We start from the raw sequence: 24,393 nt of genomic DNA on the forward strand, positions 1-24,393 counted from the left end.
ACGGACGACGACGACCCGTCCCTCCTGGCGCGTCAGCCGGCGGGCGCGACGACCTTCACGGTCTGGCCGTTGACCGTCACGGTGTCCCCGTTGTGCAGCTGGCGTCCGCGGCGGTCGTCGATCTCCCCGTTGACCTTGACCAGCCCGTTCTTGATGAGCTCCGCAGCCTCCACCCCGTCCTCCACCAGGTTGGCGAGCTTCAGGAGCTGGCCCAGGCGGATCATGCTGTCGCGGATGGTGATCTCTTCAACATTGCTCATAGAAGCAATGATGCCTGACGTAAGGTGGATTCAATGACCCACAGCCCCCGCCTGCCGCTGTTAGCAGGCCTTCCACTCGCGGTGGGCGCGGGCCTTGCCATTCCCGTCCAGGGCCGTATCAACGGGGCCCTCGGAACCCGGCTCGATGACGGCATCGCTGCTGCAGTAGTGAGCTTCAGCACAGGCCTGGCCGTGATGATCCTGATCTCACTGGTCCTGCCGCGGGGCCGGGCCGGACTTGCAAGGATCCTGCCGGCAGTCCGGAGCAGGGCGTTCCCGCCCGTCTATGTCCTGGCCGGCGGCATTGGGGCGCTCTTTGTCTTCGCCCAGTCCTTCACGGTGGGCATCCTGGGTGTGGCACTCTTCACCGTTGCGACTGTCACCGGCCAGACTGCCAGTGGGCTGCTGGTGGACCGGCTGGGCATCGGGCCGGCCGGCCGCAAGCCCGTCACCGCCATTCGCGTCATCGGCTGCGTGTTGACCATCGCCGCCGTCGCCTGGGCAGTGTCACCCAGGTTCACGGGAACATCAGGCGCAGAGTCCGACGGCGGTCCGGCCGCCCTTCTGGTTCCGCTCCTCCTGCCGGTGGCGGCAGGTTTCCTGATGAGCTTCCAGCAGGCCATGAACGGAACGGCCACCGTCCACTACGGCACGCCGATCGCCGCCACCCTGGTGAACTTCATCGCGGGAACCGTTGTGCTGTGGAGTGCCTACGCGGTCAAGGTCTCGGTCGCCGGACCAGGCAACCCGCTGCCGGCAGAGTGGTGGTACTACATCGGCGGCCCCATGGGATGCGTGTTCATCGGTCTCGGCGCGCTGCTGGTCCGCAGCCTGGGCGTGCTGGTCACCGGCCTGGGCATGATTGCCGGACAGCTGCTCGGGTCGCTTGCCCTGGACGTTGTCCTGCCGGCTCCGGGCACCGTCGTGGCGCCGGCCACGGTCCTGGGCACTGTCCTGACCCTCGCCGCCATCATCCTGGCCACCCTGCCGTGGCCGCGGGGCGCCCTCCGGAGATGACTCCGGGCAGGCAGGCACCGGTAGGCTAGGACACGCAGCTTTTTTGCATCCACCTTCATCCGCCCCTCCCGGCAGCCAACGGCTTACCCCTGCGGCGCCCCGGGGCCTGAACACCGCGGACCGCACCCAGCGGCCCTGTAGAAATTGGAGTTACCCCCATGGCAGCAAAATCCGTTCTCGACCAGGTCATCTCCCTCTCCAAGCGCAGGGGATTCGTGTTCCAGGCCGGTGAGATCTACGGAGGTTCGCGCTCTGCCTGGGACTACGGGCCCCTTGGTGCCGAACTGAAGGAGAACATCAAGCGCCAGTGGTGGCAGTCCATGGTCCGCGGCCGCGAGGACGTGGTGGGCCTGGATTCCTCGGTCATCCTGCCCCGCCAGGTATGGGAAGCCTCCGGCCACGTCGACGTCTTCTCTGACCCGCTGGTGGAATGCCTCTCCTGCCATAAGCGCTACCGCGCGGACCACCTTGAGGAAGAGTACGAGGAAAAGAAGGGCCGCCCCGCCGAGAACGGGCTGAAGGATATTGCCTGCGCCAACTGCGGCACCCGCGGACAGTGGACCGAGCCGCAGGAATTCTCCGGCCTGCTCAAGACCTACCTTGGCCCCGTTGCCAGCGAAGAGGGCCTGCACTACCTCCGCCCGGAAACGGCACAGGGCATCTTCGTGAACTTCAGCAACGTCCTCACCACGTCCCGGAAGAAGCCGCCCTTCGGCATCGGCCAGATCGGCAAGTCCTTCCGTAACGAGATCACGCCGGGCAACTTCATCTTCCGCACGCGTGAGTTCGAACAGATGGAGATGGAATTCTTCGTCGAGCCCGGCACGGATGAAGAGTGGCACCAGTACTGGATGAAGGAACGCATGGCCTGGTACACCGGCCTGGGCATCCGCGAGGAGAACCTGCGCTTCTTCGAGCACCCGCAGGAAAAGCTCAGCCACTACTCCAAGGGCACCACGGACATCGAGTACCGCTTCGGTTTCCAGGGCTCCGAGTGGGGCGAGCTGGAAGGCATCGCCAACCGCACCGACTTTGACCTCTCCACGCACGCCAAGGCCTCCGGCACGGACCTGAGCTACTTCAACCAGGCCACCAACGAGCGCTACACCCCGTACGTGATCGAGCCCGCCGCAGGCCTGACCCGTTCCTTCATGGCGTTCCTGGTGGACGCCTACACGGAGGACGAGGCCCCCAACGCCAAGGGCGGCGTGGATGTCCGCACGGTCCTGAAGCTGGATCCGCGCCTGGCCCCGGTCAAGGCCGCAGTGCTGCCGCTGAGCCGCAACGAGGACCTGTCCCCGAAAGCCAAGGACCTCGGCGCCCGGCTGCGCAGGAACTGGAACATCGACTTTGACGACGCCGGCGCCATTGGCCGCCGCTACCGCCGCCAGGACGAAATCGGGACACCTTTCTGCATCACCGTGGACTTCGACACCCTCGAGGACCAGGCCGTGACCATCCGCGAGCGGGACACCATGAGCCAGGAACGCGTGTCCCTGGACAAGGTGGAAGGCTACCTGGCCGCCCGCCTGATCGGCGCCTAGCCATGGCCATCGAATACCGTGAGTGGCGCGAGGGCGACGACCTGGCGCTGCTGGAAATCTGGGGCGGCCCCGAGACGCAGCAGGCCCGGCAGTTCCGCGGCGCCCTGACGTTGTCTTCCGCCGGGACCAACGGCACGCCGTGGCGGCGCTGCATTGTGGCGGAGGACGTCATCGACGGCGTCGGCATTCCCGTCGCCGCCGGCGTCGTCTATGAGGCATCCCTGCATCCGGAGCGGCTCTGGGCGTACATCGAAGTGGCGCGGGACCACCGGCGCTCCGGTATCGGCGCCACGCTCCTGGCCATGCTGCGCCGCGAAGCTGAACACTCGCCGTCGGGCGTCACCAGGCTCCGCGCCAAGGTGGAGCCGGGCACCCCCGGTGCCGCCTTTGCGGAGGCTTTCGAACTGGAGCCCATCCAGCGTTCCCGCCTGGTGGTCGTTGAGCCCGGTGCCCTGAAACTTCCAGTCTTTCCCACCACGGACGACGGCGGTGGGCCGGCAAATGATGAAAACGCTGGCTCCGACGTCGTGATGGACCTGGCAACAGGTTCCGTGGAACTGACCGATGTTGTCGGCAGGTACTACTCCGCCATCCACGGCTGGGACTCTCCGGGCGCGCTGTCGGTGGGCCAGGTGCAGAAGCTGTTCCTGGACGACCTGACCGGCGCCCACGGCGCCATCGTCCTCCGCGCCCGGCCTGAGTCGGCGTTCGGGGCGGGCGTTGCTCCCAGCAAGAAGGGCCGGATCCGGGCCTTCGCCGTGAGCTATGCCGCGCCTGCGGACCCGGATGCGGCACCTGGCCAGGACGATGCCGGGCCGGAAACACCCACGGACGTGTTCGTCGGCCACGAGCCCGGCCTCGCCGCGGATGACGCCGCTGAAGCCGTCCGCGACATGCTCTCGCTGATCGCGTACCAGCACCCCGTGATGCTGGAACTGGACGATTCGATGACAGCCCTGCGCGCCGCCGTCGAGCCCCTGCTGGAAAGCGGCAAGGCACGCCAGGTGGGCGCGGAGACCCTGGTGGTCTCGGACTAGGCTCGCGGTCCGCCGCATCCGGCCCCGCCCCCGTGGTTAGCGCCAGGTGACCGTTGAAGTGAACAACGGCATTTGGCGCTTCCTCGTGTCAGCGGGGATTGCGACGGCGGTCCCTGGCGGCGTCCTGCGCGTCGAGTACCTGCCGCTCAGGTTCGGACGGAGCGTTGCCGCCCGCCTTTGCAGGCATCCACCAGGCGCGCGGTTCCGGAATCAGCGGGAGGCTGGACATGCACCGCTCCACCCCGTCCTGGAGCCGGGCGCGGAGTTCAGCGGTGGCCTTCCCGGCGTTGACGCCCGTTGGGAACGTGAGCGGCTCACCTATGTGGACCCGGACGGGCGCCCGCCAGGTCCTCCGAGGAGAGAAGCCGTGGCCACGGGTCAGGATCCGGTGGGCACCCCAAACAGAGACAGGGATAACCGGAACCCCGGCTTCCGCCGCCATTCGGACCGCCCCGGTCTTGCATTCGCGGACCGTGAAACTGCGGCTCACTCCTGCTTCCGGGAACACCGCAAGGTACTCGCCGGCACGCAGCTTTGCCACCGCTGCATCGTACGCGTGCCCGCGGTCCGTGTACCCCACCACCACCTGCCCCGTGGCACTGATGGCCGGCCCCGCAAGCCAATGGTCGGCTGCGCCCTGGTGGACCAGGAACCTCAACTGGGCGCGGCTATGCTTCCACAGCAGGAGTTCGGCAGCCGCAAAGTCCAGGTAGCCAAAGTGCGTGATGGCGAAAACTGCCCCGCTGCCCGGAACCGCAGCCCTGGACGCGCTTTCCTGCTGTACCGCGGACGGCAGGTGTTCCTCTCCGCTGGTGATGAGCCGGATCCGGAAGCTCCACCGGAGTAACAGTCCAATGCGGACCAACAGCCGGTAGAAAGAGTCATTGGATGCGGGGCGCCACGGCATCGAGGCTCCTACAGCGTCACCTGGACGGCTGATTCGGGGAGCAGCCGGGCGAAGTCCGCGGGCAGCGGCAGCTCAGTTCCGCTGCTCTCGGCGAAGGCCTTCATCACGAAGCCTGTCGTGAGCGTCTGCCACAGCCTGATTTTGCGGAGCATAAAGTGGCCTGCCCCTTTGAGCGCCACGTACTGCATGCTGGCAGCGTCTGCCGAAGCGCGGTGCGCAAACAGCAGCGACGCAGACGGGCTGGTCCACCTGTCCGTGGTGCCGTGGACGATCAACACCTTGCGGCCGGCCACGCCGGCGGCGGGAGTTCCCGGGCTGAGCCAGGGAGCGAGGGCGACGACGGCCTCCACGCCGGGGTGGTCCGCGGCGCAGAGGGCGGTCAGCCCGCCCATGGAATGGCCCACCAGGAAGACCGGCACTCCCGGGTGCTTCTCCTGGATTTGGGCAAGGGCCCAGCGGGCGTCCTGCAAAGGGGACATGTCCGCCCCGTTCCACCCCCTGACACTGTTCCGCAGGGACCACACAGCCAGCCCGTGCTTCCGGCCGGCGCGGTGCAGGTGCCAGGCGAACGGAACCATCCGTGCCGGGCTCAAGTGCTTTGCCTCCACCGGTTCACGGCTTTGCGACTTGCCGCCGTGCAGCACCAGGGCAACTCCCCGGGCGGGAACCGCTGGATCAAGGACGCTGAGTACCGCCTTTCCGCCAGTGCCGGGCACTTCCGATGGACGCGATCCGCTGTTTTCCCCACTATTGCTGTTGGCCATGCCTGGTTCCTCCCCGTCCCGCGACGATCCATTTATCAACCCTAAGGTGCCGGACGTAGAGTTCAATCCATGAGGTTCTACTGCTGATGGGGTCCGGTCACTCCCACGCTTCCACAGGTCATTCGGAGCCGACGCCTCAAGCGATGGCAGCCCGGCGAAAAGCAAACCGCATCCTCGCGGCGGTGCTGATCCCATTGACGCTGCTGACCCTTGCGGGGATGGCAATGCTGTGGCCCTCGGGCAGCAAGGAGGGCATCTCCCTGGCCAACCCCTACTCTGCCGCGCCCGGCGTCACTTTCGACACCGGCACCATCCAAAGCGTGGTGACGGAAAACTGCATGCAGGGCGTGGCCCAGCAGGGCCAGAACCAGCAGGGCCAGGCCGGCGAAGGCCAAAGCGACCAGGCCCAGGGCCAGCAAAGCCAGCAGGGGTCCGACTGCAGCTTTGCCTTCACGGAACCGGACAAGGGCGGAAGCCCGGTCAAGGTTGTCATCAACCCGGACGTCGCAAAGTCCCACGGCGTGAAGCCGGGAGACCAGATCCGTTACCTGAACCTCTCCAACGCGCCAGGGGCAGCCGCTTCCCAGGGTTCGCCCGCCTTCATCTTCGTGGACTTCGTCCGGACCCTGCCGATAGTCCTGCTCGCACTGCTGTACGCGGCGGTGGTGATCGCGGTGGCCCGCTGGCGGGGCCTCCGCGCCCTGGTCGGGCTGGTGGGCGCCTACTTCGTGCTGGCCAGCTTCATGCTTCCCGGGCTGGTGGAGGGCAAACCGCCGCTCCTGCTGGCGCTGGTGGGATCCACGGTGATCATGATCGGGGTCCTGTACTTCGCCCACGGTTTCTCGGCGCGGACCTCCACCGCGCTCCTGGGCACCATGTTCGGGCTGGGGATTACGGCGCTTCTGGCCGCCTGGGCAACCGGCGCCGCGAATCTCGCCGGGGTGGGAAACCACGAGGCAACCACCCTGGTGAATACTTCCGCAAACATCTCCATTTCAGGCGTCATCCTGTGCGGTCTCATCATCTCCGGACTGGGCGTCCTGAACGACGTGACCATCACCCAGTCCTCCGCCGTGTGGGAGCTGTATGAGCTGGCGCCGGGCAGCAGCGCCCGGAAGCTGTTCACCTCAGCCATGCGCATTGGCCGCGACCACATCGCCTCCACCGTCTACACCATCGCCTTCGCCTACGCGGGTGCAGCCCTGCCCATCCTCATCATCGTGATGCTGTACGACCGGCCGCTCGCGGACACACTCACCAGTGCGGAGCTGTCCGAAGAAGTTATCCGGACCCTGGTGGGTTCCATTGGCCTGGTTCTGGCAATTCCGGTCACCACGCTGATCGCAGTGCTGGTGGTCAAGGCCACCGGCCTGCGGGCAGGCACCACGGGTGTTCCGGGAGGTGTCCCGGGCGCGCAGGTGCCGGCCGAAGCAGAAGGAAGCAGCCAGGGCCGGACGGGTTCATGGCGGCGTTCCTCCGGGCGGTTGGCGGACGCGGACGACGGCGGGCGGCGGCTTTCGCCCGGGGCCTCCCAAGCAGGGGGCAGCACCGCACAGGGCACCAGCGCACAGGGCACCAGCGGACAGGACACCAGCCCGGGGGAGCCAGGGGTGGAGGATACCGGTTCGCTGGCTGCTGCCGCCCTCACCCGGAGGGCACGCCTTGCCGGCGGGGAAGCTGACGACGCACCGCCCACCAGGCGAGGGCGCAGGGCTGACCGCCGCTGACAACCTGGGGGCACGCCGATTTGCCCGGCTTTGCAACAATGGACAGGTGACTGTTACAGCAACTCCTCCCGCCCCCAAGCTGGAACTCCCGCCCCTGAAGCTGGGCCCCATCACCGTGGACACACCCGTGATCCTGGCACCCATGGCCGGCATCACCAACTCCGCTTTCCGCCGTTTGTGCCGTGAGTACGGCGGCGGGATGTACGTTGCGGAGATGGTCACCTCCCGCGCGCTGGTGGAGCGTACCCCCGAATCGCTGCGGATCATTTCCCACGATGAGGACGAAAAGGTCCGCTCCGTCCAGCTGTACGGTGTTGATCCCGTAACTGTGGGCAGCGCCGTGCGGATGCTGGTGGAGGAGGACCGCGCGGACCACATTGACCTCAACTTCGGCTGCCCCGTGCCCAAGGTCACCCGGCGCGGCGGCGGTTCCGCCCTGCCCTGGAAGATCGACCTCTTCACCTCGATCGTGCAGACCGCCGTCAAGGAAGCGTCAAAGGGCAACGTCCCGCTGACCATCAAGATGCGCAAGGGCATCGACGACGACCATCTCACGTACCTCGACGCCGGCCGCATTGCCCGCGATTCCGGCGTCGCCGCCGTCGCCCTCCACGGCAGGACTGCCGCGCAGTTCTACTCCGGGCAGGCTGACTGGTCCGCCATCGCCCGCCTCCGCGAGGCCCTGCCGGACATCCCGGTGCTGGGCAATGGCGATATCTGGTCGGCGGAGGACGCCGTCCGGATGGTCCGCGAAACCGGTGTTGACGGGGTAGTAGTGGGCCGCGGCTGCCAGGGCCGGCCCTGGCTGTTCGGGGACCTGCAGGCGGCATTTGAAGGCAGCGACCGCCGGCATAAGCCGAATCTCGGCCAGGTGGCCCAGGGGGTTTACCGGCACGCTGAACTCATGGTGGAAACGTTCGACGACGAAGGCAAGGCGCTGCGGGAAATCCGTAAACACATCGCCTGGTACTTCAAGGGCTACGTGGTGGGCGGCGAACTCCGCACCCGGATGGCGTTGGTGAACAGCCTTGAGGAGCTGCGCGCAGCCCTGGACGAGCTGGACACCGAATCTCCTTACCCCGGCGGTGACGCCGAGGGCCCCCGCGGCCGCGCCGGCTCTCCCAAGCGGCCCGCGCTGCCCAAGGACTGGCTCGAATCCCGGGCCCTCAACGACGACCAGTCGCGGGACATCTCCGCGGCGGAACTGGATGTCTCCGGTGGCTGAAACGCGCACTGCCGCGCCCGTGCTGCCGGGCTATGACACCCATGATTCCGCCCGCTGGGTGGAGGAGCCGCCCAAGAACGTCTACCGCTCCGATTTTGAGCGGGACCGCGCCCGGGTGCTGCACTCCTCAGCGCTTCGCCGGCTCGGCGCCAAGACCCAGGTAGTGGCACCGGATACGGACGACTTCGTCCGTACCCGCCTCACCCACAGCCTGGAAGTGGCCCAGGTGGGCCGGGAACTGGGCCGCTCCCTCGGCTGCGACCCGGATGTGGTGGATACCGCCTGCCTGAGCCATGATCTTGGCCATCCGCCGTTCGGTCACAACGGGGAATCGGCACTGAATGAAGTGGCCCATGCCATTGGCGGGTTCGAAGGCAACGCCCAGACCCTGCGGCTGCTGACCCGGCTGGAACCCAAGGTGCTGACGCCGGACGGCCTCCCCGCAGGCCTGAACCTCACCCGGGCAAGCCTGGATGCGGCGGCAAAATACCCGTGGTCGGCACTGGAAGCCCCGGTGATCCACGGGCAGCGGACCAGCAAGTTCGGCGCCTACGAGGACGACCTGCCGATCTTCACCTGGATCAGGGAAGGTGCCCCCGAACGCCGCTCCTGCCTGGAAGCCCAGGTGATGGACCTCGCCGATGACATCTCCTATTCCGTGCATGATGTCGAGGACGCAATCGTGGCCGGGCATTTCCAGCTGCGCTGGATGGACAACCCGGACCACCGAGCCCGGGTGGTGGGCTATGCCAGGCAGTGGTACCTGCCGCACAACGATCCTGCCGCCATCGACGCCGCCCTGGCCCGGCTTGAGGCCACGGACGTGTGGGTGCGTGAAGCTGACGGCAGCCGCAAGTCCATGGCCGCACTGAAGAACATGACAAGCCAGCTGATCGGCCGGTTCTGCCAGAGCGCGCTGGAAACCACCCGCGCCGTGTACGGCCCGGAGAACCTGACGCGCTTCAACGCCGAGCTCATGGTTCCGGACGAAACCGTCATGGAGATCGCGGTCATGAAGGGGCTGGCCACCACCTTCGTGATGACCACCGAGCACCGCCAGCCCATCTATGAGCGCCAGCGGGAGGTGCTCCACGCCCTGGTGACGGCGCTGAGCGCCACCGGCGACCGGCACCTGGAACCGATGTTCGCGGCAGACTGGAGGGAGGCGCCCGACGACGGTGCCCGCCTTCGCGTGGTGATAGACCAGGTGGCGTCGCTGACGGACGGTTCCGCGCTGGCCATGTATGAACGGCTGGTAGGGAGCCTGCCGTCCCTGTGGTGATGAACGCCGTGGTGAGGTATCCCATAAGGCGCCCATCGCCGTCGTACGCCAAGGCTAGGATGACTCTGTGGCCGGGCTGATCAAACGCGAAGATATTGACGAAGTACGCCAGCGCACGGACATCAAGGAAGTGGTAGACGGGTACGTCACGCTCAAGGGCGCCGGGCTGGGGACCTTCAAGGGGCTCTGCCCCTTCCACGATGAGCGTTCCCCCTCCTTCACCGTCCGGCCGCAAGTGGGCCGCTACCACTGCTTCGGCTGTGGCGAGGACGGCGATGTCATTGCCTTCGTCCAGAAACAGGACCACAGCTCCTTCCAGGAGGCGGTCGAGAAGCTGGCGGCCAGGATCGGCTACGAGCTTCGGTACGAGGACGGCGGGACCGGCCCCAACCGCGAGGAAGTAGGACGGCGCCAGCGGTTGCTGGACGCCCACAAAATCGCGGACGAATTCTTCCGGGCCCAGCTCCTGACGCCCGGAGCCGCCGAGGGCAGGACCTTCCTGCATGGCCGGGGCTTCGACCGGGCTGCCGCCGAGCACTTCGGTGTGGGCTATGCCCCGCAGGGCTGGGACGCCCTCCTGAAGCACCTGCGCGGCAGGGGCTTCACCGACGCCGAGCTGAAGCTCACGGGCATGTTTTCCGAGGGTAACCGCGGGATCTACGACCGCTTCCGTGGCCGCCTCATCTGGCCCATCAAGGACATCGCCGGGGACACTATCGGCTTCGGCGCCCGAAAACTCTATGAGGACGACCAGGGCCCCAAATACCTCAACACCCCCGAGACTGCGCTCTACAAGAAGTCCCAGGTGCTGTACGGGATCGACCTTGCCAAGCGAAGCATCGCCAAGGACCGGCAGCTGGTGGTGGTGGAAGGCTACACGGACGTCATGGCGTGCCACCTGGCCGGTATTACGACGGCGGTTGCCACCTGCGGCACGGCGTTCGGCACCGAGCACATCAAGATCGCCCGCCGCCTGCTGTCCGATGACGGAACCGGGGGAGAGGTGGTCTTCACCTTCGACGGCGACGCCGCCGGGCAGAAGGCCGCGTTGCGGGCCTTTGAGGAGGACCAGCGCTTCACGGCCCAGACGTACGTGGCCGTAGAGCCCAGCGGCGCGGATCCCTGCGACCTTCGGCAAAGCAAGGGCGACGAAGCTGTGCACGCCCTGGTCCAGTCCCGCCGGCCCCTGTTCGAGTTCGCCATCCGCACCACTCTGAAGCAGTTCAACCTGGACACGGTGGAGGGACGCGTCCAAGGCCTCAAAGCCTCGGTGCCGGTGGTGGCCGCCATCCGGGACGCTTCCACCCGTACCGGCTACTGCCAGGCCCTGACCGGCTGGCTGGGCATGCCCGACCCCAACGAAGTCCTGCGGCTGGTCACGGCAGAAGTCAAGAACGCCGCCAAGCGCGGCGACCAGGCAGGAGCTCCTGCCGTGACTCCCCGGGCTTCCGCGCCTACCGCCCCGGCGGCCGCACCCGGCGGCCCAGGCGTCGCTGCAGGGCCGCCGTCGGGAGCTGTGCCGTCCTACCACCGGCCCGATCCGCGCGACCCGGTAGCGTCCATGGAGCGGCAGGCGCTGGAAGTGGCCTTGCAGGAACCGTCACTCCTTGGCGGGGGCATCTGGGAGCGCTTTTCAGCCGCGCGGTTCGTCACCCCTGCCTTCCAGGCTGTGCACGATGCCATGCGGGCGACGGATCCGGCGCTCACCGCAGATCCGGTCCGATGGGTGGAGCAGGTGATGCATGAGGTTCCGGAACCGCTCAGGCCACTGGTCTCCGAGCTGGCGGTCGTCCCGTTGCCGGCCAGCACCGAGGAAGCCGTCCGGAAGTATTGCCGGGACATCCTGTCACGTTTGTTCGAGCTCCAGATCACGCGGGTCAAGGCGGACAAGATGGGCCAGCTCCAGCGGCTTGACCCCGCGGCTGATCCCGAAACCTACCAGCGGCTCAACCGGGAACTGATGATGCTGGAAATGGAACGGCGGGCGCTGAGGTCGGATGCCTGACGCGTTCCTGTCCATAGGAGCCGGAAAGGTCGGGACCGTCTGCCGATTTCGCTTCCAGCCCGGGTATTTGCTAGGCTAATACCCGCTTCATTCCTCCTTAGCTCAATTGGCAGAGCATTCGACTGTTAATCGAAGGGTTGCTGGTTCAAGTCCAGCAGGAGGAGCGCACAATCCCCGTTCCGGCCTCCGGAACGGGGATTTTTTATGTCTGAAACCCGCCGTTGCAGCCCGCAGGGACGCCGATTTCACTTTGGCTCGAAACCTTTGCTAATGTCATACCTGCTTCATTCCTCCTTAGCTCAATTGGCAGAGCATTCGACTGTTAATCGAAGGGTTGCTGGTTCAAGTCCAGCAGGAGGAGCAAACACGGAAAATCCCCGTTCCTCGCTTGTGAGGAGCGGGGATTTCACGTTGTCAGACGAAGTCCATCTCCACCTGCAGGAAACGTTCCGCCTCAGCTATGGCTGCGAGGAATGCCTCCTTCTCCGTGGGCGACGTGCGCGGCTGGCGCGGATTCCACTCATGCGGAGCGGAGTGGACGCGCACCACTCCGGCGTCAGGAGGTGCATAGAAGATGCCGAAACGCTGCACTGGCCACTCGGGGGACGTTTCCGGGGCAACCAGCAGCGCAGCATTGAAGGCCGGGTTGTACCACTGGGCAATGGGACGGCGGCGGTCTTCCGTGAAGAGCCCCGCTGCATAAAGCGCGGCCGACTGCTCCCCGGTCTGGGCACATAACCGCTCCCACCACAGTGGCAGGATCCGGTGATCGCACCGTTGCCATGTGGCCGGAAGCTGCGGTTGTTCCTGCCAGCGGGGCACGTACACCATTTTATCCCGGGAGCGGCGTCCGGCGGCAGATGCTGGACACCCGCCCTTGGACCGGGCTCAAGCCCGGTGCGGCAGGGTCACGGCCGGTTCCAGGGGCCGGGATTCACCCTGTAGAGCAGCGCTGAGGCTGCCACCATGCCCAGGATCATCCCCATTGCAGGATTGCCCAGGGCGCGGCCGGCGAAGTAACCGATGACGGCGCCAAGCACCGCACCGAGGAAAAGTCCCCGGCGGTTGCGGTGCGGTTTACGCCCGGCAGTTTTCACGGCGTCAGTGGATTGACGGAACGGTGCGGGGCCGGACCACCAGCCACAGTGCGGCGATGGCCAGCAGGATGCAGGAGCCCTGCACGGCGCCCATGGGCGCGGCGCTGGTGATGCCCAGCCAGCCGACCACCGGGGAGATGAGTCCGGCCATCATGAAGGTCGAGAACCCCAGCAGGGAGGCTGCTGTGCCGGCCTGGCCGGAGTGGCCGGCAAGGGCCAGGACCTGCACGCAGGGGAACATGAAGCCCGTGCCAAGGATGTAGAACCACAACGGAACCAGCACGCCCCAGAGGCCGAACCCAAGCGCGTCGAACACGACGATCAGCGCAGCCATCAGGAGCATCCAGGCAGTGGCCGCTGCGAGAATCCACTGCGGCGGGACCCGCCGGATGAGACGGGAACTAGTCTGGATGCCGGCAACGATGCCCAGGGAGTTGATGCCGAAGAGCAGGCCGTACTCCTGCGGGGAGAAGCCGAAAACATCCTGGAACAGGAACGGGGAAGCTGACAGGTAGGTGAACAGGCTACCGAAGTTCAGGCCCGCCACCAGCAGCAGTCCAACAAACACCCTGTCGCTGAAGAGGATCCGGTAGCGCTGGCGGGCAGTCATCCCGCTCTGCCGGCGCTTCTCGGGCGGCAGCGTCTCACGCACCAGGAACAGCGCGGCCACGATCACCAGGGTGCCGTAGGCGGCAAGGAACACGAAGATGCCCGGCCACGCCATGACCAGCAGCAGCTGTGAGCCGATGACGGGAGCCAGGATGGGAGCCAGCCCGTTGACCAGCGACATGCGCGAAAACATCTTGACCATGGCATAACCGGAGAACAGGTCCCGGACCATGGCCATGGCCACAACGCCGCCGCCCGCCGCGCCCACACCCATCAGGACGCGGAAAATGCCCAGGGTGGTGATGTCAGTGGACACGGCTGCACCCACTGACGCTGCTATGTGTACAGCAGTGGCCAGGATGAGCGGGGTCCGGCGGCCGAACCTGTCGCTGAAGGGGCCCACTACCAGCTGGCCGACCGCAAAGCCGACGGTCGTGCCGGCAAGGGTCAGCTGCACCTGGGCCTCCGTGACTCCAAGGCTCTCCTCAAGGGCCGGGAATGCGGGAAGGTAAAGGTCGATCGTGAACGGACCCAACGCCGTCAGGGCGCCGAGGAGGAGGATGTACAGAAGTTTCCGGCGGCGGCTCAACAGGTCGCCTGGATTGCTGGGGATGGTCACGGAGATCAATCCTAGGCCCGGCGCCGCGGAAATTTGCAGCGTTGTAGGGCACGTCGCGCGGCAAGCCCCGAAGTTCGCCCTTAACCTGAATGATAGTTTTGGTGCGGGGACTGTGCAGCTGCACTTTCCTGCAGCACAGGAAGCCGATTCGACCCATAACCAGTAAGGCGGAACCGATGAGCGGACGTCACAGCGGGCGTACCAGCCAGGGATTGCGCATCACTGCGCTGCCCAGGACGCTAAAACTCCTTTTCCGGTTGGCGCCGCGCCAGCTCAACGACGAAATCGCCTTCGCGAAGATTGAGCTGAAACGCAAGGGAATCCAGGTTGGAGTCGCCGCTGCCTTCTTCGCTGTAGCACTGGTTTTCCTGCTGTTCCTTGTGGTGGGCCTCATCGTGGCCGCCATCATGGGACTGGCCACCATCATGCCCGCCTGGCTGGCGGCGCTCCTGGTTTCCGCGGCATTCCTCCTGATAGCGCTTATCGGCGCCCTGATTGGCGCCCGGAAGTTCAAGAAGGCCATGCCGCTCATGCCGGAGGAGACCATCCGCGGCATCAGGCACGACATCGGAATCGCCAGGGAAGGCTCCGCCTTCAACCCGGCAGTCCTTGACCCGCAGAGCCCGGAAGCCAAGGCAGCCAAGGCCGCGAAAGACGAAGCCGCCGCAAAGGCCAAGGCTGAGAAGGCCGCGAAGGCGGCCGAGCACGACAAAGAATTCCCGCACGCTTCCGAACCGGAACTGGCCCGCCGGCTCAACCAGCGCCGCCATCACCTCACAGAAGTCCGCGACGAACTCGGCACCGAGCTGGACGTCAAGACGCAGGGAAGGCACCTTCTCGCCGCCACCCGGGAGAAGCTGCGTGAGGGCCAGGCCCTCGCCAGCCATGGCCGGGACGCCGCAGGGCAAAAGTTTGCAGAACTGTCCGGCTCTGCCGACCTCGAAAAACGCTGGAAGCCGCTGGCAGCCTTCATAGCAGCGGGCACCGTCTTCCTGGTGCTGGCGCGGAAGCTCCTCCGGACGTATTAGGCAGGACTGGGGCTGGCTGTCCGACGGCCGGAGCTGGATTCACGTAACGGCAACGCCCACAGGGGCAGCAGGAAGGAAAGGGGGACGGGGTGAAGTTCATTGGTGCCGGATCCCGTCCCGGACGCCCCCAGGTGCACCACGACCTGGTGTTCACCATTCCCAACCTCCTCACAGTGGTCCGCTTCATGGGCGTGCCGCTCTTCATGTGGCTTGTCCTGGCCGAAAAGGAATACGGTGCCGGAGTAGTGGTCCTCACCGTCATGGCCGGCACCGACTGGATTGACGGCTACATCGCCCGCCGCTTCGACCAGACCTCAAAACTTGGCAGGGTCCTGGACCCGATCGCAGACCGCCTGGCACTGATAGCCGTCGCTGTCACGCTGGTGATCGCCGGCGTCGTCCACTGGCTGTACCTGGCGGCGCTGGTGATCCCGGACGCCATACTGCTGACCCTGACGTTGTCCTACTTCCGGGGCCATCCGGACCTTCCCGTGAGTGTGGTGGGCAAAGTGCGCACCGGCCTCCTGCTGCTGGGGACGCCGATGCTTGTCCTCTCACGGCTGGAGACTTCGTTTTCCGATGAGTTGTTCACCGCCGCGTGGATAGTGCTTGGCCTGGGTCTGGTTGGCCATTGGATCGCTGCCTACAACTACTTCTGGGCCATTCTGCGGAAGGGCAGGATGCGGGCACATCACGACGACGGGACCGCCTGATGGTCTGGGTGGCAGTTGTGCTTGCCCTGCTGGGCGCCTTCTGCCTGGCACTTGGTGCCCAACGCCAGGGGAGCGCCGTTAAGGCCGATACGGGTGGCCTGGCCCTCAGTTCCAACAACTTCCTGCGCCTGCTTCGGAACCCCCGGTGGGTGTTCGGCCTCCTGCTGCTGTGCGCCGGCATGGCCATGAACGCCGTGGCACTCGTGTCCGCTCCGCTCACGGTCGTCCAGCCCATTGGCGCCATTGCCCTGGTGATCACCACCATCATCAATGCCAGGGACCAGGACCTCACCATCAACCGGGCAACGGTCGTGGCGATAGCCGCCTGCGTGACGGGCTCCGCGCTCTTTGTCCTCCTGGCAGTCAACGTCACGCAGGAAAACCACCACGTCAGCCTCTCCGATGAGCTCACTATCGTGCTGCTGCTGGCCGTCGCCGTCGGGGTCTTCGGGACACTGGCCGTCATGTTCAGGCACCGGATCAACGCCTTCGTCTACATACTGGGCGCCGGGGTCCTCTTCGGGTTCGTGGCCGTCCTCACCAGGATCATCGGCAAGCACCTGCTCGACCCGAACGGACTTTTCCTGCTGAACGTGGAGTGGTATTCGGTGGTGGCCCTGATCGCTGCCGGCGGACTCGGCTCGTGGTTTGTCCAAAGCGCCTACTCCTCGGGTCCGCCGGACCTTGTGATCGCAGGGCTCACCGTCATTGATCCGCTGGTGGGCATAGCCATCGGCATCGTGATCCTCGGCGAACTCCGCCCGGATGTCCACGCCGTGATGGCCATTGCCATGGGAACGGCCGCCTCCCTTGCTATCGTTGGGGTAATCGCCCTTTCCCGGCACCATCCGGAGGTAACCAAGCGCAAGAAGGATGCCCGGAAAGCCGTGGGCAGGGCGGCCCGTTAGTTACAGCAACACGTCCACCGCAATCCGCAAGCAAGATTCACCACGAGGCCGGGCGCCAGGGCGCCAGAGGCCAACCGTGCTGCCAGTACTGCTGTCCGCACCGTGACCATCAGGAGCTCTCCACGTGACCACGCCCGCAGACCAGCGACCCCTGACCATCCTGATCGCCGCGGACACGTATCCGCCCCACATCAACGGAGCAGCCCAGTTCGGCTACCGTCTGGCCAAGGGGATGACCGGGCGGGGGCACAATGTCCATGTGTTGGCCTGCCGCGCGGACAACGGAAAGAGCTTTACGGAGTTCCGTCCCGAAGGGACTGTCCACCGGCTCCGTTCGCACGGTGTCCCCACGCACGAGTACTTCCGGATCTGCCTTCCCTGGGAAATCAAGAAGGAAATCAGCCTTCTCTTCGACCGCGTGAAACCCGACGTGGTGCATATCCAGAGCCACTACATGATTGGCGAACACGTCCTGTACGAGGCCGTGAAGCGCGGCATCCGGGTTGTGGCCACGAACCACTTCATGCCGGAAAACCTCAATCCGTTCCTGCCGTTTCCGGAGTGGTTCAAGGCCGTCATCGGCCGGATTTCCTGGAAGGACATGGGCAAAGTCATGGGCAAGGCGAACGTGGTGACCACTCCTACGCCGCTGGCAGCCAAGGCGATGCACCAGCACGCCTTCCTGCGCAAAGTTCTGCCGCTGTCCAACGGGATCGACTCCGCCGCTTATGAACTCCAGCCCGGAGAGCAGATCGAACCGCACCCGCACCCCACCGTGATGTTTGCCGGGCGCCTGGCCGAAGAAAAGCACGTGGATGTGCTTATCGAAGCCATCAGCAAGACTCCGCCCGAACTCAATGTGCATTTGGAGATCGTTGGCGGCGGCGAGGTGCGCTCCCCGCTCGAAGAGCTGGTGCGCCGCCTCGGGCTGGCGGACCGGGTCAAGTTCCTGGGCCTTGCCAGCGACGAGGAACTGCGGGAGGCCTACATCCGGGCTGACGTGTTCTGCATGCCCGGAACGGCAGAACTGCAGTCGCTGGTCACCCTCGAAGCGATGTCCGCTTCCACCCCGGTTGTGCTGGCAGACGCCATGGCCTTGCCGCACCTGGTGCGCGACGGCGAAAACGGCTACCTGTTCACGCCCAATGACAGCGATGACCTTGCCAAGAAGATCACCATGATCCTGGAGCTGCCTGCCGACCTGCGCGCTGCCATGGGCCAGGTGAGCCGGGAGATGGTGGAACCCCACAGCATCGAGGGCACCCTCCAGACCTTTGAAGACCTCTACCGCGGTGCGGGCTTCGAGGACAAAGTGGTCTGAACGCTTTCCGTGGTTTGCTAGAGTAATTTTGCCCTGCCACCGTGCACCGATCACGGAGGTTCCGGGCGCTAGGGGCTATAGCTCAGCTGGTTAGAGCGCGGGACTCATAATCCTAAGGTCCTCGGTTCAAGTCCGAGTAGCCCTACTTTTCTGTTTCGGCCACCTCCGTCAGCACAGTGCCTTCGGGCCTGTCGCAGCCCGGAGTTCCTGGCGAATCAGGTGCGGCTCCCCACTCCCGGTGGTCGGAAGCCGCAGCAGCCGGATGCCGTGTGCCCGGCAGATTTCGTCTTTAAGGCTGTCCCTGGCTTGTTGTCTTCCGTCATTTTCATGGAAGGCAAATCCGTCAACCTCTACGGCCAGGAACGGTCTGTTGGTGATGCGGCTGTAGACCAGGAAGTCGAACCTGGCACCGTTCCGCACGTAGGCTGCCTGTGCAGTGGTGAGCCTGGACAGGCCAGGCAGCAGGTTACGGATGTGGACTTCCCGGGCAACAGCCAAGTCCTTGAACAGCTCCTCTGCAAGTATCTCCAGCAGCACTGTCCAGATGATGTTTTCCGAAGCGAATGCTGACGGTGTCTGCATTCGTTCGGCCAGGGGTTGCAGGACTGCTGAATATTCCCTGTAGAGGAGATCGAAAACTGAAACGACTCCGCTGTCGGAGATGCCGTCGTCGGGATTGTGGTAGCGGATGAACTCGACCAGGTCCCTGAGGTGCCGGCTGGCAGGCATCATCTCGTGGTTGGTCACCAGGACAAACTGCTTGATAGCCCGGGACACCGCCACGTTCACCATCTGCGGGTTATCCACGAAATCAACGCCGGAGTTCCCGTCCCTGGTCTCATCCAGGACCGTGCTCATGATGATGACCTCTTTTTCCCGGCCCTGGAATTTGTGGACTGTGTCGGCCTGGATGCTGTTGAGCAGGGCCTCCGCCACCTTGTCCACTTGCCGGCGGTACGGCGTGACCACGCCGATGTCTTCGTGACGGGTGCCTGAGCAGAAGCGTTCAAGTACGTCCTTCGCAATGACGTCGGCTTCGCGATGGTTGGTCCGTCCTCCTCCCAGGTGTTGCCGCATGTGGTTTCCGGGTGCTGTTCGTACTACTGCAAGTGCGGAACGTTCCGGGTCACCCTCTGTGTAGGGAATGAGCTGCCCGCCGTAAAACTTCCTGTTGCAGAACTCGATGATTGCAGGGTCGCAACGGTAGTGCTCGCGAAGCATGGTCCGGGGAACAGCTGCACCGAAGCGCTCGATGATGGAGGACAGTATGTTCTGCCGGCCGTAGTCGTAGCTGGGCGCCGGCGCTGGTCCGGCACGCCTGGCGGCTTCCTGGACTGCGATGTGTTGAAGCTGCCGCAGGTCCCCGACGACGATCACCTTCCTGGCGCAGGAAAGTGCAAGGCCCGCGGCCAACAGGTCCACTTGGGACGCCTCATCGATAATCAGGTAATCGAACAGGTATCCGGAAGGGACGCTCCGCCGCAGGGAATGGCATGTGCTTAAGACCACTGGGTAGCCCGTGGTAAATGCTGCGAACTGCCGGAGGTAGGAGCCGTCGGTGTAGCTTTGCGGCCGGAGGCCGGCGTAGCGCTGGTACAGGCCGGCCTTCAGGGACTGCTGCGAGAGCTGCCGCAGTTCGTCTTCGAGAGCAGGAAAATCGTTCCCGGCGAGATGGGCGGCGGCCTGCTCAATCTGCTTTTCCAATTCCGCGATCCTGGCGGCGTAGTAGGCAGCCTGAAGGCGCATGACGACGTCCGTGTCACCGGAATCCAGGTCGCGGGTTGATCCGTAGCGGAAACGGCTCCGGATCCGGCGGAAAAGCCGGCGCAGGGGGCGCTCGTCTGCTGGAATGCATGCTGCCTCCGCCAGGAACTCAAGGATCCGGCTGGAAGGCCCCTGCAGGAGGGTCAAAGCCGGCAGCGGAGCCGGATCGTGATGGGCGATATGGCGGCTGAAGTGGCGCTGTTCGAGCCTGAAGGCATCCAATTCCTGACGTTTCTTCGCCAGCTCCCGGGCCGTGAATTGCAGTTGCTGCAATTGGCCGTCAAGGCTTGAAATCGTGCCGGCCTCCGGTGCGGCAACCGGTGAAGCTCCCGCCCTCCGTTGTATATCCATATTCCCGACATGTTTCTTCTCGAAGAATTCACGTTTCAGGTCGTTTCGCCTCAGGTCCGCGACGACGTGCCCGAAGCCCTCTTTGGCTAGTTTGTCCCGAACGTTTTCGACAGCGGCGTTGTTGGAGGACACAATGGCGACACTTTTCCCGGGTGATCGGATGATGTTTGCCACCAGGTTGAGTATCGTCTGCGTTTTTCCCGTGCCGGGCGGCCCGTCAATCACTGAAATGCGGTGTGCCAGGCCCATTCTGAGGGCTTCCCGCTGGCTGAGGTTTGACGAGAAGGGGAAGATATACTCGTCCAGCTCCGGTTCCGGGTCAGGAGAATGGCCCCGAAGATACAGATCGAGGACGCTCTCCTGCGGGATCGTGCGAAAGTTCGCGTACGGCCGGCGCAGTGGGTCGTCCTGGGACAGATGCGAGACCACGTTGTGCCAGTAGTTCAGCACCTCGGATGCTTCAGTCCCGGGGGCAGGGCTTCGTTCAATGCTGATTTCTTCCTCGCGGCATGTCCGGTAGCTTTCGCCATCGCTGTCCGGGAAGAAAGCCCGCCACCATGCTCCGGCAGGGCCGCGGAAGCACAACAGGTCTGTAACCCCATGGACCGCCCGGCCGCGGAGGCTGATGCAGGTCCTGTCGTCAATGCTTGTGCTGACGGGGTCGCGGAGGACCGTGACGTTCCTCGCCGAGTATCTGTACGTGCGGGGTCCGCCGGCCGACCGGAAAGTGATGTGGACGGCGTCCCCGTCGACCCTGTACTCCAGCACTTCCGGGGTCTTGTCCTCAACGCCTGACTGGTCACGGCGCCGGATCAGGACGGCCTCGCGGCGCGGATCAATCATGTCAGTTCCCCCAAGTGCAGTGGTTGCTCCGTTGCGCTTTGACGTTACAGAACTTCCCCGCACGATTCATCCAGCAGGGGCAACCACTGCGGCCCGGGCACTGCCTGGCCAGCCATTGCGGCAAGGATGGAGTTGCGGTAAGTTACTCACCAGTAACTTAGTGGGTCCGGTGGTTCCACCCGGGACCCTGCCGACTGTCCTGATCGTTGTGAGGAAACAATGTCCAACACATCCCATGCCATCAACGACCTTCCCTACGCTGACGGTGATTTCTTCGCCTTCGAGCAGCTGCTGACCGGAAAGGAGCAGGACCGGCTGGCCGAGGTCAGGGAGTTCCTGGCGCGGGAAGTGCAGCCCATTGCTGTGGACTTCTGGAACCGTGGCGAATTCCCGATGGACCTCATTCCAAAGCTCGCAGACATCGACCTCGTCAGCCCGGTTCGGCGGCAGGGCTTTTCCAACCTGTTCGCAGGCCTCATGCACGCTGAGGTAACCCGGGCGGATGCTTCCATCGCCACCTTTATGGGTGTCCATGACGGGCTGTTCACCGGTTCCATTGAAGCCCTCGCCTCACAGGAGCAGAAGGATGCCTGGCTCCCGGAGATCTACAGCATGAAGAAGATCGGCGCTTTTGGCCTGACGGAGCCTCTGGGCGGATCTGACGTTGCCGGCGGAACCCGCACGACGGCCCGGAGGGACGGGGACTCCTGGATCCTCAACGGAGCCAAGCGCTGGATCGGAAATGCAACGTTTTCCGATTGGGTGGTGATTTACGCCCGGGATCTCGCGGACAATAAGGTCAAAGGCTTCCTGGTGGACACCTCCCTTGAGGGGTTCAGCGCCGCCAGGATCGAGAACAAGATCGCACTCCGGACAGTCCAGAACGCTGACATCACCCTGGAGAACGTGGTGGTGCCGGACTTCTTTAAGCTCGCCAACGCCAACAGCTTCCGCGACGTCAACAAGGTATTGAAGGTAACCCGGCTCGGAGTCGCCTGGCAGGCGGTAGGCCAGCAGCTGGCAGCGTTCGACGTTGCGCGGCGCTATGCGGTGGAACGCCACCAGTTCGGCCGGCCGTTGGCCTCCTTCCAGCTGGTGCAAAGCCAGCTGGTCCAGATCCTGGGCAACGCCGTCAGCTCCATGGGCATGATGGTCAGGCTCTCCCAACTGGAGGACGCCGGCGAGGCAAAAGACGAGCAGTCCGCCCTTGCCAAGGCCTTCACCACGGCGCGGATGCGCGAGAGCGTGGCGATCGGCCGGAGCCTTCTGGGCGGCAATGGCATTGTGACGGACTACGGGATGGCGAAGATTTTCGCGGATGCAGAAGCCATCTATTCCTACGAAGGAACGCACGAGATCAACACGCTGGTGACGGGCCGGGCCATCACCGGAATCTCCGCCATCGTGTGAACCCCGTGTGAACGCCAGGCGCCGGGCAGCTGTCTCCTGACCCAGGTGGCGCCTATCCGAACAGGGGCAGCAGGACGGATGGCCGCAGGTCCAGCACAAACTGCAGCGGGTTGACGTAGTCCTCGCCGCGCCTGACACCCCAGTGGACGCAGGCGGCTGGGCAATGCCCCGGGAGTGACGTGCCGACTACCTGTCCTGCAGATACCTGGGCGCCGGCAGCCAGGGAGCTCTTGACCGGTTCAAAACTGCTCCGGAGTCCATTGCCGTGGTCGATGGTGATCACCGGCCTGTCCACGACGACTCCGACGAAGCTGACGGTGCCCGCCGCCGGAGAAGTGACCTGTGCGCCGTCGGCCGCTGCTCCCAGATCAACACCCCGATGACCGCTGAGCCAGGGCTTTGGCGGGGGATCGAAATCCCGGAGCACCTTCGGGCGGGGCGCAAGCGGCCACTGCCAGGAGGGCGAAGCCATCTGACCACCCGCCGCCCGGGCCGCCGTCGTCATTGCTGCGGGGGCGGAAGGGACGCGGAGGTAGGGCAGCGGCTGCGTGGTTGAAGCCACTGACGCGGGCAGGAGCAGGAAGGCTGCCAGGAGAAGTGTGGGTTTCATCTGCTCAGCATGCTCCCTGGAAAAAGTGGCTCGGGAGGTCCGTCTGGACCTATGTGGAAAAGTCGCAGGTGCCAACGCCGCTGTCCTTCCGGCGCAGGTGCCTGTAGTACACTTGATGGAGCAGTTTGCTGCGCCCTCAATGCTTTCCGTCCGGCGGATATCCCCGTGGTTTTTGCTACGGCATATGCCCCTGTCCGGAATGCGTCGGCACATCTCATTCAGGAGTGTGGGGGAGCGGTGGCTGACTACGCGCATCCAGCCCTCCTGCACGCGACGCTCCGGCCTCGCAGGCGGAGGATCAGGCCTCTTGCGGTCAGGACCATGGTCCTGATGAGAAGCATGATGGATGCCAGGAGCACGGCCCAGCCTGGGCCACGCTATTCAACCGTCAACTATTGGCAGGGTAAGAAGCCTCCGGGCTCTCTCATGAATGACCTGCCGGAAGGAGCGTCGGCATGCCCGTCGTAACTATGCGCCAGCTGCTTGACAGCGGCGTCCACTTTGGACACCAGACCCGCCGTTGGAACCCGAAGATGAAGCGCTTCATCTTCACCGAGCGCAACGGCATCTACATCATCGACCTTCAGCAGTCGCTGTCCTACATCGACCGTGCCTACGAGTTCGTGAAGGCCACCGTTGCACACGGCGGCACCGTGCTCTTCGTTGGCACCAAGAAGCAGGCCCAGGAAGCAATTGCCGAGCAGGCAACCCGCGTTGGCCAGCCGTACGTGAACCAGCGTTGGCTCGGCGGTATGCTGACCAACTTCCAGACGGTCGCCAAGCGCATCCAGCGCATGAAGGAACTCGAAGAGATCGACTTCGACGACGTCGCCGGCTCCGCGTACACCAAGAAGGAGCTGCTGCTCCTCAAGCGTGAACTCACCAAGCTCGAGTCCAACCTCGGCGGTATCCGCAACCTCACCAAGGCGCCCTCTGTGCTCTGGATCGTGGACACCAAGAAGGAGCACCTCGCCGTTGACGAGGCCAAGAAGCTGAACATCCCGGTTGTGGCCATCCTGGACACCAACTGCGATCCGGACGAAGTCGACTTCCCGATCCCGGGCAACGACGACGCCATCCGCTCCGTGAACCTCCTGACCCGCGTTGTTGCCGACGCCGTTGCTGAGGGCCTCATCGCCCGCAACAGCCGTGGCACCGGTGCAACCGAAGCTCCGGAAGAGCCGCTGGCTGAGTGGGAGCGCGAACTCCTCGAAGGCAGCAAGGCTGAAGAAGCTGCTGCTGCTCCGGCAGAAGAGGCTGCTGCCCCGGCCGCTGCTGATGCTGCCCCGGCAGAAGAAGCTGCTGCTCCCGCCGAAGAAGCCAAGTAACACAAGTACATCCGGATTTTCCAG

General features: G+C 64.9%; 21 protein-coding genes and 3 tRNA genes. 16 read left to right on the forward strand and 8 right to left on the reverse strand.

The window, feature by feature from the left end:
- Nucleotides 1-32: 32 nt before the first annotated feature.
- Nucleotides 33-260: an RNA-binding S4 domain-containing protein gene (locus CXX84_RS16350; protein WP_102977784.1), complete on the reverse strand. Its 228-nt coding sequence runs from the start codon at nt 258-260 to the stop codon at nt 33-35.
- A 33-nt stretch (nt 261-293) separates the two neighbouring features.
- On the opposite strand from CXX84_RS16350, the gene CXX84_RS16355 reads away from it, so the two are divergent.
- The 3 genes from CXX84_RS16355 (at nt 294) to CXX84_RS16365 (ending at nt 3,858) form a co-directional block, all read left to right on the forward strand.
- Nucleotides 294-1,277, forward strand: coding sequence for a DMT family transporter (locus tag CXX84_RS16355; protein ID WP_102977785.1), 984 nt, complete (start codon nt 294-296; stop codon nt 1,275-1,277).
- Nucleotides 1,278-1,435: 158 nt separating this feature from the next.
- Nucleotides 1,436-2,821, forward strand: a complete 1,386-nt coding sequence (locus CXX84_RS16360; RefSeq protein WP_102977786.1) for a glycine--tRNA ligase — start codon at nt 1,436-1,438, stop codon at nt 2,819-2,821.
- Between the two features lie 2 nt (nt 2,822-2,823).
- Nucleotides 2,824-3,858, forward strand: coding sequence for a GNAT family N-acetyltransferase (locus tag CXX84_RS16365; RefSeq protein ID WP_102977787.1), 1,035 nt, complete (start codon nt 2,824-2,826; stop codon nt 3,856-3,858).
- Nucleotides 3,859-3,946: 88 nt separating this feature from the next.
- Here CXX84_RS16365 and CXX84_RS16370 read toward each other — a convergent pair whose 3' ends face one another.
- Together CXX84_RS16370 and CXX84_RS16375 are read right to left on the reverse strand one after the other, a co-directional pair.
- Entirely contained in the window at nt 3,947-4,765 is an 819-nt protein-coding gene (locus CXX84_RS16370) for a lysophospholipid acyltransferase family protein (protein WP_102977788.1), read from the reverse strand.
- Between the two features lie 8 nt (nt 4,766-4,773).
- Nucleotides 4,774-5,529, reverse strand: a complete 756-nt coding sequence (locus CXX84_RS16375; protein ID WP_102977789.1) for an alpha/beta hydrolase — start codon at nt 5,527-5,529, stop codon at nt 4,774-4,776.
- Nucleotides 5,530-5,672: 143 nt separating this feature from the next.
- Here CXX84_RS16375 and CXX84_RS16380 point away from each other — a divergent pair, with 143 nt between their 5' ends.
- The 6 genes from CXX84_RS16380 (at nt 5,673) to CXX84_RS16405 (ending at nt 12,129) form a co-directional block, all read left to right on the forward strand.
- A complete protein-coding gene (locus CXX84_RS16380; protein ID WP_102977790.1) occupies nt 5,673-7,256 on the forward strand; it encodes a YibE/F family protein in 1,584 nt (527 codons plus the stop codon).
- A 46-nt stretch (nt 7,257-7,302) separates the two neighbouring features.
- The gene (dusB, locus tag CXX84_RS16385) at nt 7,303-8,481 is read left to right on the forward strand and encodes a tRNA dihydrouridine synthase DusB (RefSeq protein ID WP_102977791.1); all 1,179 of its coding nucleotides are present in this window, start codon (nt 7,303-7,305) and stop codon (nt 8,479-8,481) included.
- The gene (locus tag CXX84_RS16390) at nt 8,465-9,763 is read left to right on the forward strand and encodes a deoxyguanosinetriphosphate triphosphohydrolase (RefSeq protein WP_102977792.1); all 1,299 of its coding nucleotides are present in this window, start codon (nt 8,465-8,467) and stop codon (nt 9,761-9,763) included. The genes dusB and CXX84_RS16390 overlap by 17 nt, the downstream gene beginning before the upstream one ends.
- Nucleotides 9,764-9,830: 67 nt before the next feature.
- Nucleotides 9,831-11,768, forward strand: coding sequence for a DNA primase (gene dnaG, locus CXX84_RS16395; protein ID WP_102977793.1), 1,938 nt, complete (start codon nt 9,831-9,833; stop codon nt 11,766-11,768).
- 91 nt (nt 11,769-11,859) lie between these two features.
- Nucleotides 11,860-11,932 (forward strand) — tRNA-Asn (locus CXX84_RS16400).
- Between the two features lie 124 nt (nt 11,933-12,056).
- Nucleotides 12,057-12,129, forward strand: a tRNA-Asn gene (locus tag CXX84_RS16405).
- A gap of 53 nt (nt 12,130-12,182) precedes the next feature.
- Here the strand turns inward: CXX84_RS16405 and CXX84_RS16410 are convergent.
- The 3 genes from CXX84_RS16410 to CXX84_RS16420 all read right to left on the reverse strand — a co-directional run bounded on the left by CXX84_RS16410 (nt 12,183) and on the right by CXX84_RS16420 (nt 14,093).
- Nucleotides 12,183-12,590, reverse strand: a complete 408-nt coding sequence (locus tag CXX84_RS16410; protein WP_102977859.1) for a hypothetical protein — start codon at nt 12,588-12,590, stop codon at nt 12,183-12,185.
- Between the two features lie 86 nt (nt 12,591-12,676).
- On the reverse strand, nt 12,677-12,865 hold the full coding sequence (locus CXX84_RS16415; RefSeq protein WP_102977794.1) for a hypothetical protein: 189 nt from the start codon (nt 12,863-12,865) through the stop codon (nt 12,677-12,679).
- A 4-nt stretch (nt 12,866-12,869) separates the two neighbouring features.
- Nucleotides 12,870-14,093, reverse strand: a complete 1,224-nt coding sequence (locus CXX84_RS16420) for a multidrug effflux MFS transporter (protein WP_189337627.1) — start codon at nt 14,091-14,093, stop codon at nt 12,870-12,872.
- A 176-nt stretch (nt 14,094-14,269) separates the two neighbouring features.
- Between CXX84_RS16420 and CXX84_RS16425 the strand changes: the two genes are divergently transcribed.
- From CXX84_RS16425 to CXX84_RS16445, 5 genes are all read left to right on the forward strand, one after another.
- Nucleotides 14,270-15,121 (forward strand): phage holin family protein, encoded by an 852-nt coding sequence (locus CXX84_RS16425; protein ID WP_102977795.1) that lies wholly within the window; start codon nt 14,270-14,272, stop codon nt 15,119-15,121.
- An 89-nt stretch (nt 15,122-15,210) separates the two neighbouring features.
- Complete coding sequence (locus CXX84_RS16430; RefSeq protein WP_102977796.1) at nt 15,211-15,834, forward strand: CDP-alcohol phosphatidyltransferase family protein; 624 nt, start codon at nt 15,211-15,213, stop codon at nt 15,832-15,834.
- On the forward strand, nt 15,834-16,742 hold the full coding sequence (locus CXX84_RS16435) for a DMT family transporter (protein WP_102977797.1): 909 nt from the start codon (nt 15,834-15,836) through the stop codon (nt 16,740-16,742). Before CXX84_RS16430 ends, CXX84_RS16435 begins: the two co-directional genes overlap by 1 nt.
- A 124-nt stretch (nt 16,743-16,866) precedes the next feature.
- Nucleotides 16,867-18,063 carry a glycosyltransferase gene (locus CXX84_RS16440; RefSeq protein WP_102977798.1) on the forward strand — a complete coding sequence of 399 codons (1,197 nt, stop codon included), beginning with the start codon at nt 16,867-16,869 and terminating at the stop codon, nt 18,061-18,063.
- 71 nt (nt 18,064-18,134) lie between these two features.
- Nucleotides 18,135-18,208: transfer RNA gene (locus tag CXX84_RS16445), tRNA-Ile, on the forward strand.
- A 23-nt stretch (nt 18,209-18,231) separates the two neighbouring features.
- Here the strand turns inward: CXX84_RS16445 and CXX84_RS16450 are convergent.
- Complete coding sequence (locus tag CXX84_RS16450) at nt 18,232-21,021, reverse strand: AAA domain-containing protein (RefSeq protein ID WP_102977799.1); 2,790 nt, start codon at nt 21,019-21,021, stop codon at nt 18,232-18,234.
- 219 nt (nt 21,022-21,240) lie between these two features.
- Here CXX84_RS16450 and CXX84_RS16455 point away from each other — a divergent pair, with 219 nt between their 5' ends.
- Complete coding sequence (locus CXX84_RS16455; protein ID WP_102977800.1) at nt 21,241-22,431, forward strand: acyl-CoA dehydrogenase family protein; 1,191 nt, start codon at nt 21,241-21,243, stop codon at nt 22,429-22,431.
- A 52-nt stretch (nt 22,432-22,483) separates the two neighbouring features.
- Here CXX84_RS16455 and CXX84_RS16460 read toward each other — a convergent pair whose 3' ends face one another.
- Nucleotides 22,484-23,041: a M23 family metallopeptidase gene (locus CXX84_RS16460; RefSeq protein WP_102977801.1), complete on the reverse strand. Its 558-nt coding sequence runs from the start codon at nt 23,039-23,041 to the stop codon at nt 22,484-22,486.
- A gap of 455 nt (nt 23,042-23,496) precedes the next feature.
- On the opposite strand from CXX84_RS16460, the gene rpsB reads away from it, so the two are divergent.
- Nucleotides 23,497-24,369 (forward strand): 30S ribosomal protein S2, encoded by an 873-nt coding sequence (rpsB, locus tag CXX84_RS16465; RefSeq protein ID WP_102977802.1) that lies wholly within the window; start codon nt 23,497-23,499, stop codon nt 24,367-24,369.
- Nucleotides 24,370-24,393: the final 24 nt, after the last annotated feature.

The organism is Arthrobacter sp. AFG7.2, from assembly GCF_002892835.1.
Lineage (GTDB): Bacteria > Actinomycetota > Actinomycetes > Actinomycetales > Micrococcaceae > Arthrobacter.

Bases quoted from the DNA above. Each gene is read 5' to 3' on its own strand.
- CXX84_RS16350 (WP_102977784.1), bottom strand. From the start codon at position 260: ATGAGCAATGTTGAAGAGATCACCATCCGCGACAGCATGATCCGCCTG.
- CXX84_RS16355 (WP_102977785.1), top strand. From the start codon at position 294: ATGACCCACAGCCCCCGCCTGCCGCTGTTAGCAGGCCTTCCACTCGCG.
- CXX84_RS16360 (WP_102977786.1), top strand. From the start codon at position 1,436: ATGGCAGCAAAATCCGTTCTCGACCAGGTCATCTCCCTCTCCAAGCGC.
- CXX84_RS16365 (WP_102977787.1), top strand. From the start codon at position 2,824: ATGGCCATCGAATACCGTGAGTGGCGCGAGGGCGACGACCTGGCGCTG.
- CXX84_RS16370 (WP_102977788.1), bottom strand. From the start codon at position 4,765: ATGCCGTGGCGCCCCGCATCCAATGACTCTTTCTACCGGCTGTTGGTC.
- CXX84_RS16375 (WP_102977789.1), bottom strand. From the start codon at position 5,529: ATGGCCAACAGCAATAGTGGGGAAAACAGCGGATCGCGTCCATCGGAA.
- CXX84_RS16380 (WP_102977790.1), top strand. From the start codon at position 5,673: ATGGCAGCCCGGCGAAAAGCAAACCGCATCCTCGCGGCGGTGCTGATC.
- CXX84_RS16390 (WP_102977792.1), top strand. From the start codon at position 8,465: ATGTCTCCGGTGGCTGAAACGCGCACTGCCGCGCCCGTGCTGCCGGGC.
- CXX84_RS16425 (WP_102977795.1), top strand. From the start codon at position 14,270: ATGAGCGGACGTCACAGCGGGCGTACCAGCCAGGGATTGCGCATCACT.
- CXX84_RS16435 (WP_102977797.1), top strand. From the start codon at position 15,834: ATGGTCTGGGTGGCAGTTGTGCTTGCCCTGCTGGGCGCCTTCTGCCTG.
- CXX84_RS16450 (WP_102977799.1), bottom strand. From the start codon at position 21,021: ATGATTGATCCGCGCCGCGAGGCCGTCCTGATCCGGCGCCGTGACCAG.
- CXX84_RS16455 (WP_102977800.1), top strand. From the start codon at position 21,241: ATGTCCAACACATCCCATGCCATCAACGACCTTCCCTACGCTGACGGT.
- CXX84_RS16460 (WP_102977801.1), bottom strand. From the start codon at position 23,041: ATGAAACCCACACTTCTCCTGGCAGCCTTCCTGCTCCTGCCCGCGTCA.
- rpsB (WP_102977802.1), top strand. From the start codon at position 23,497: ATGCCCGTCGTAACTATGCGCCAGCTGCTTGACAGCGGCGTCCACTTT.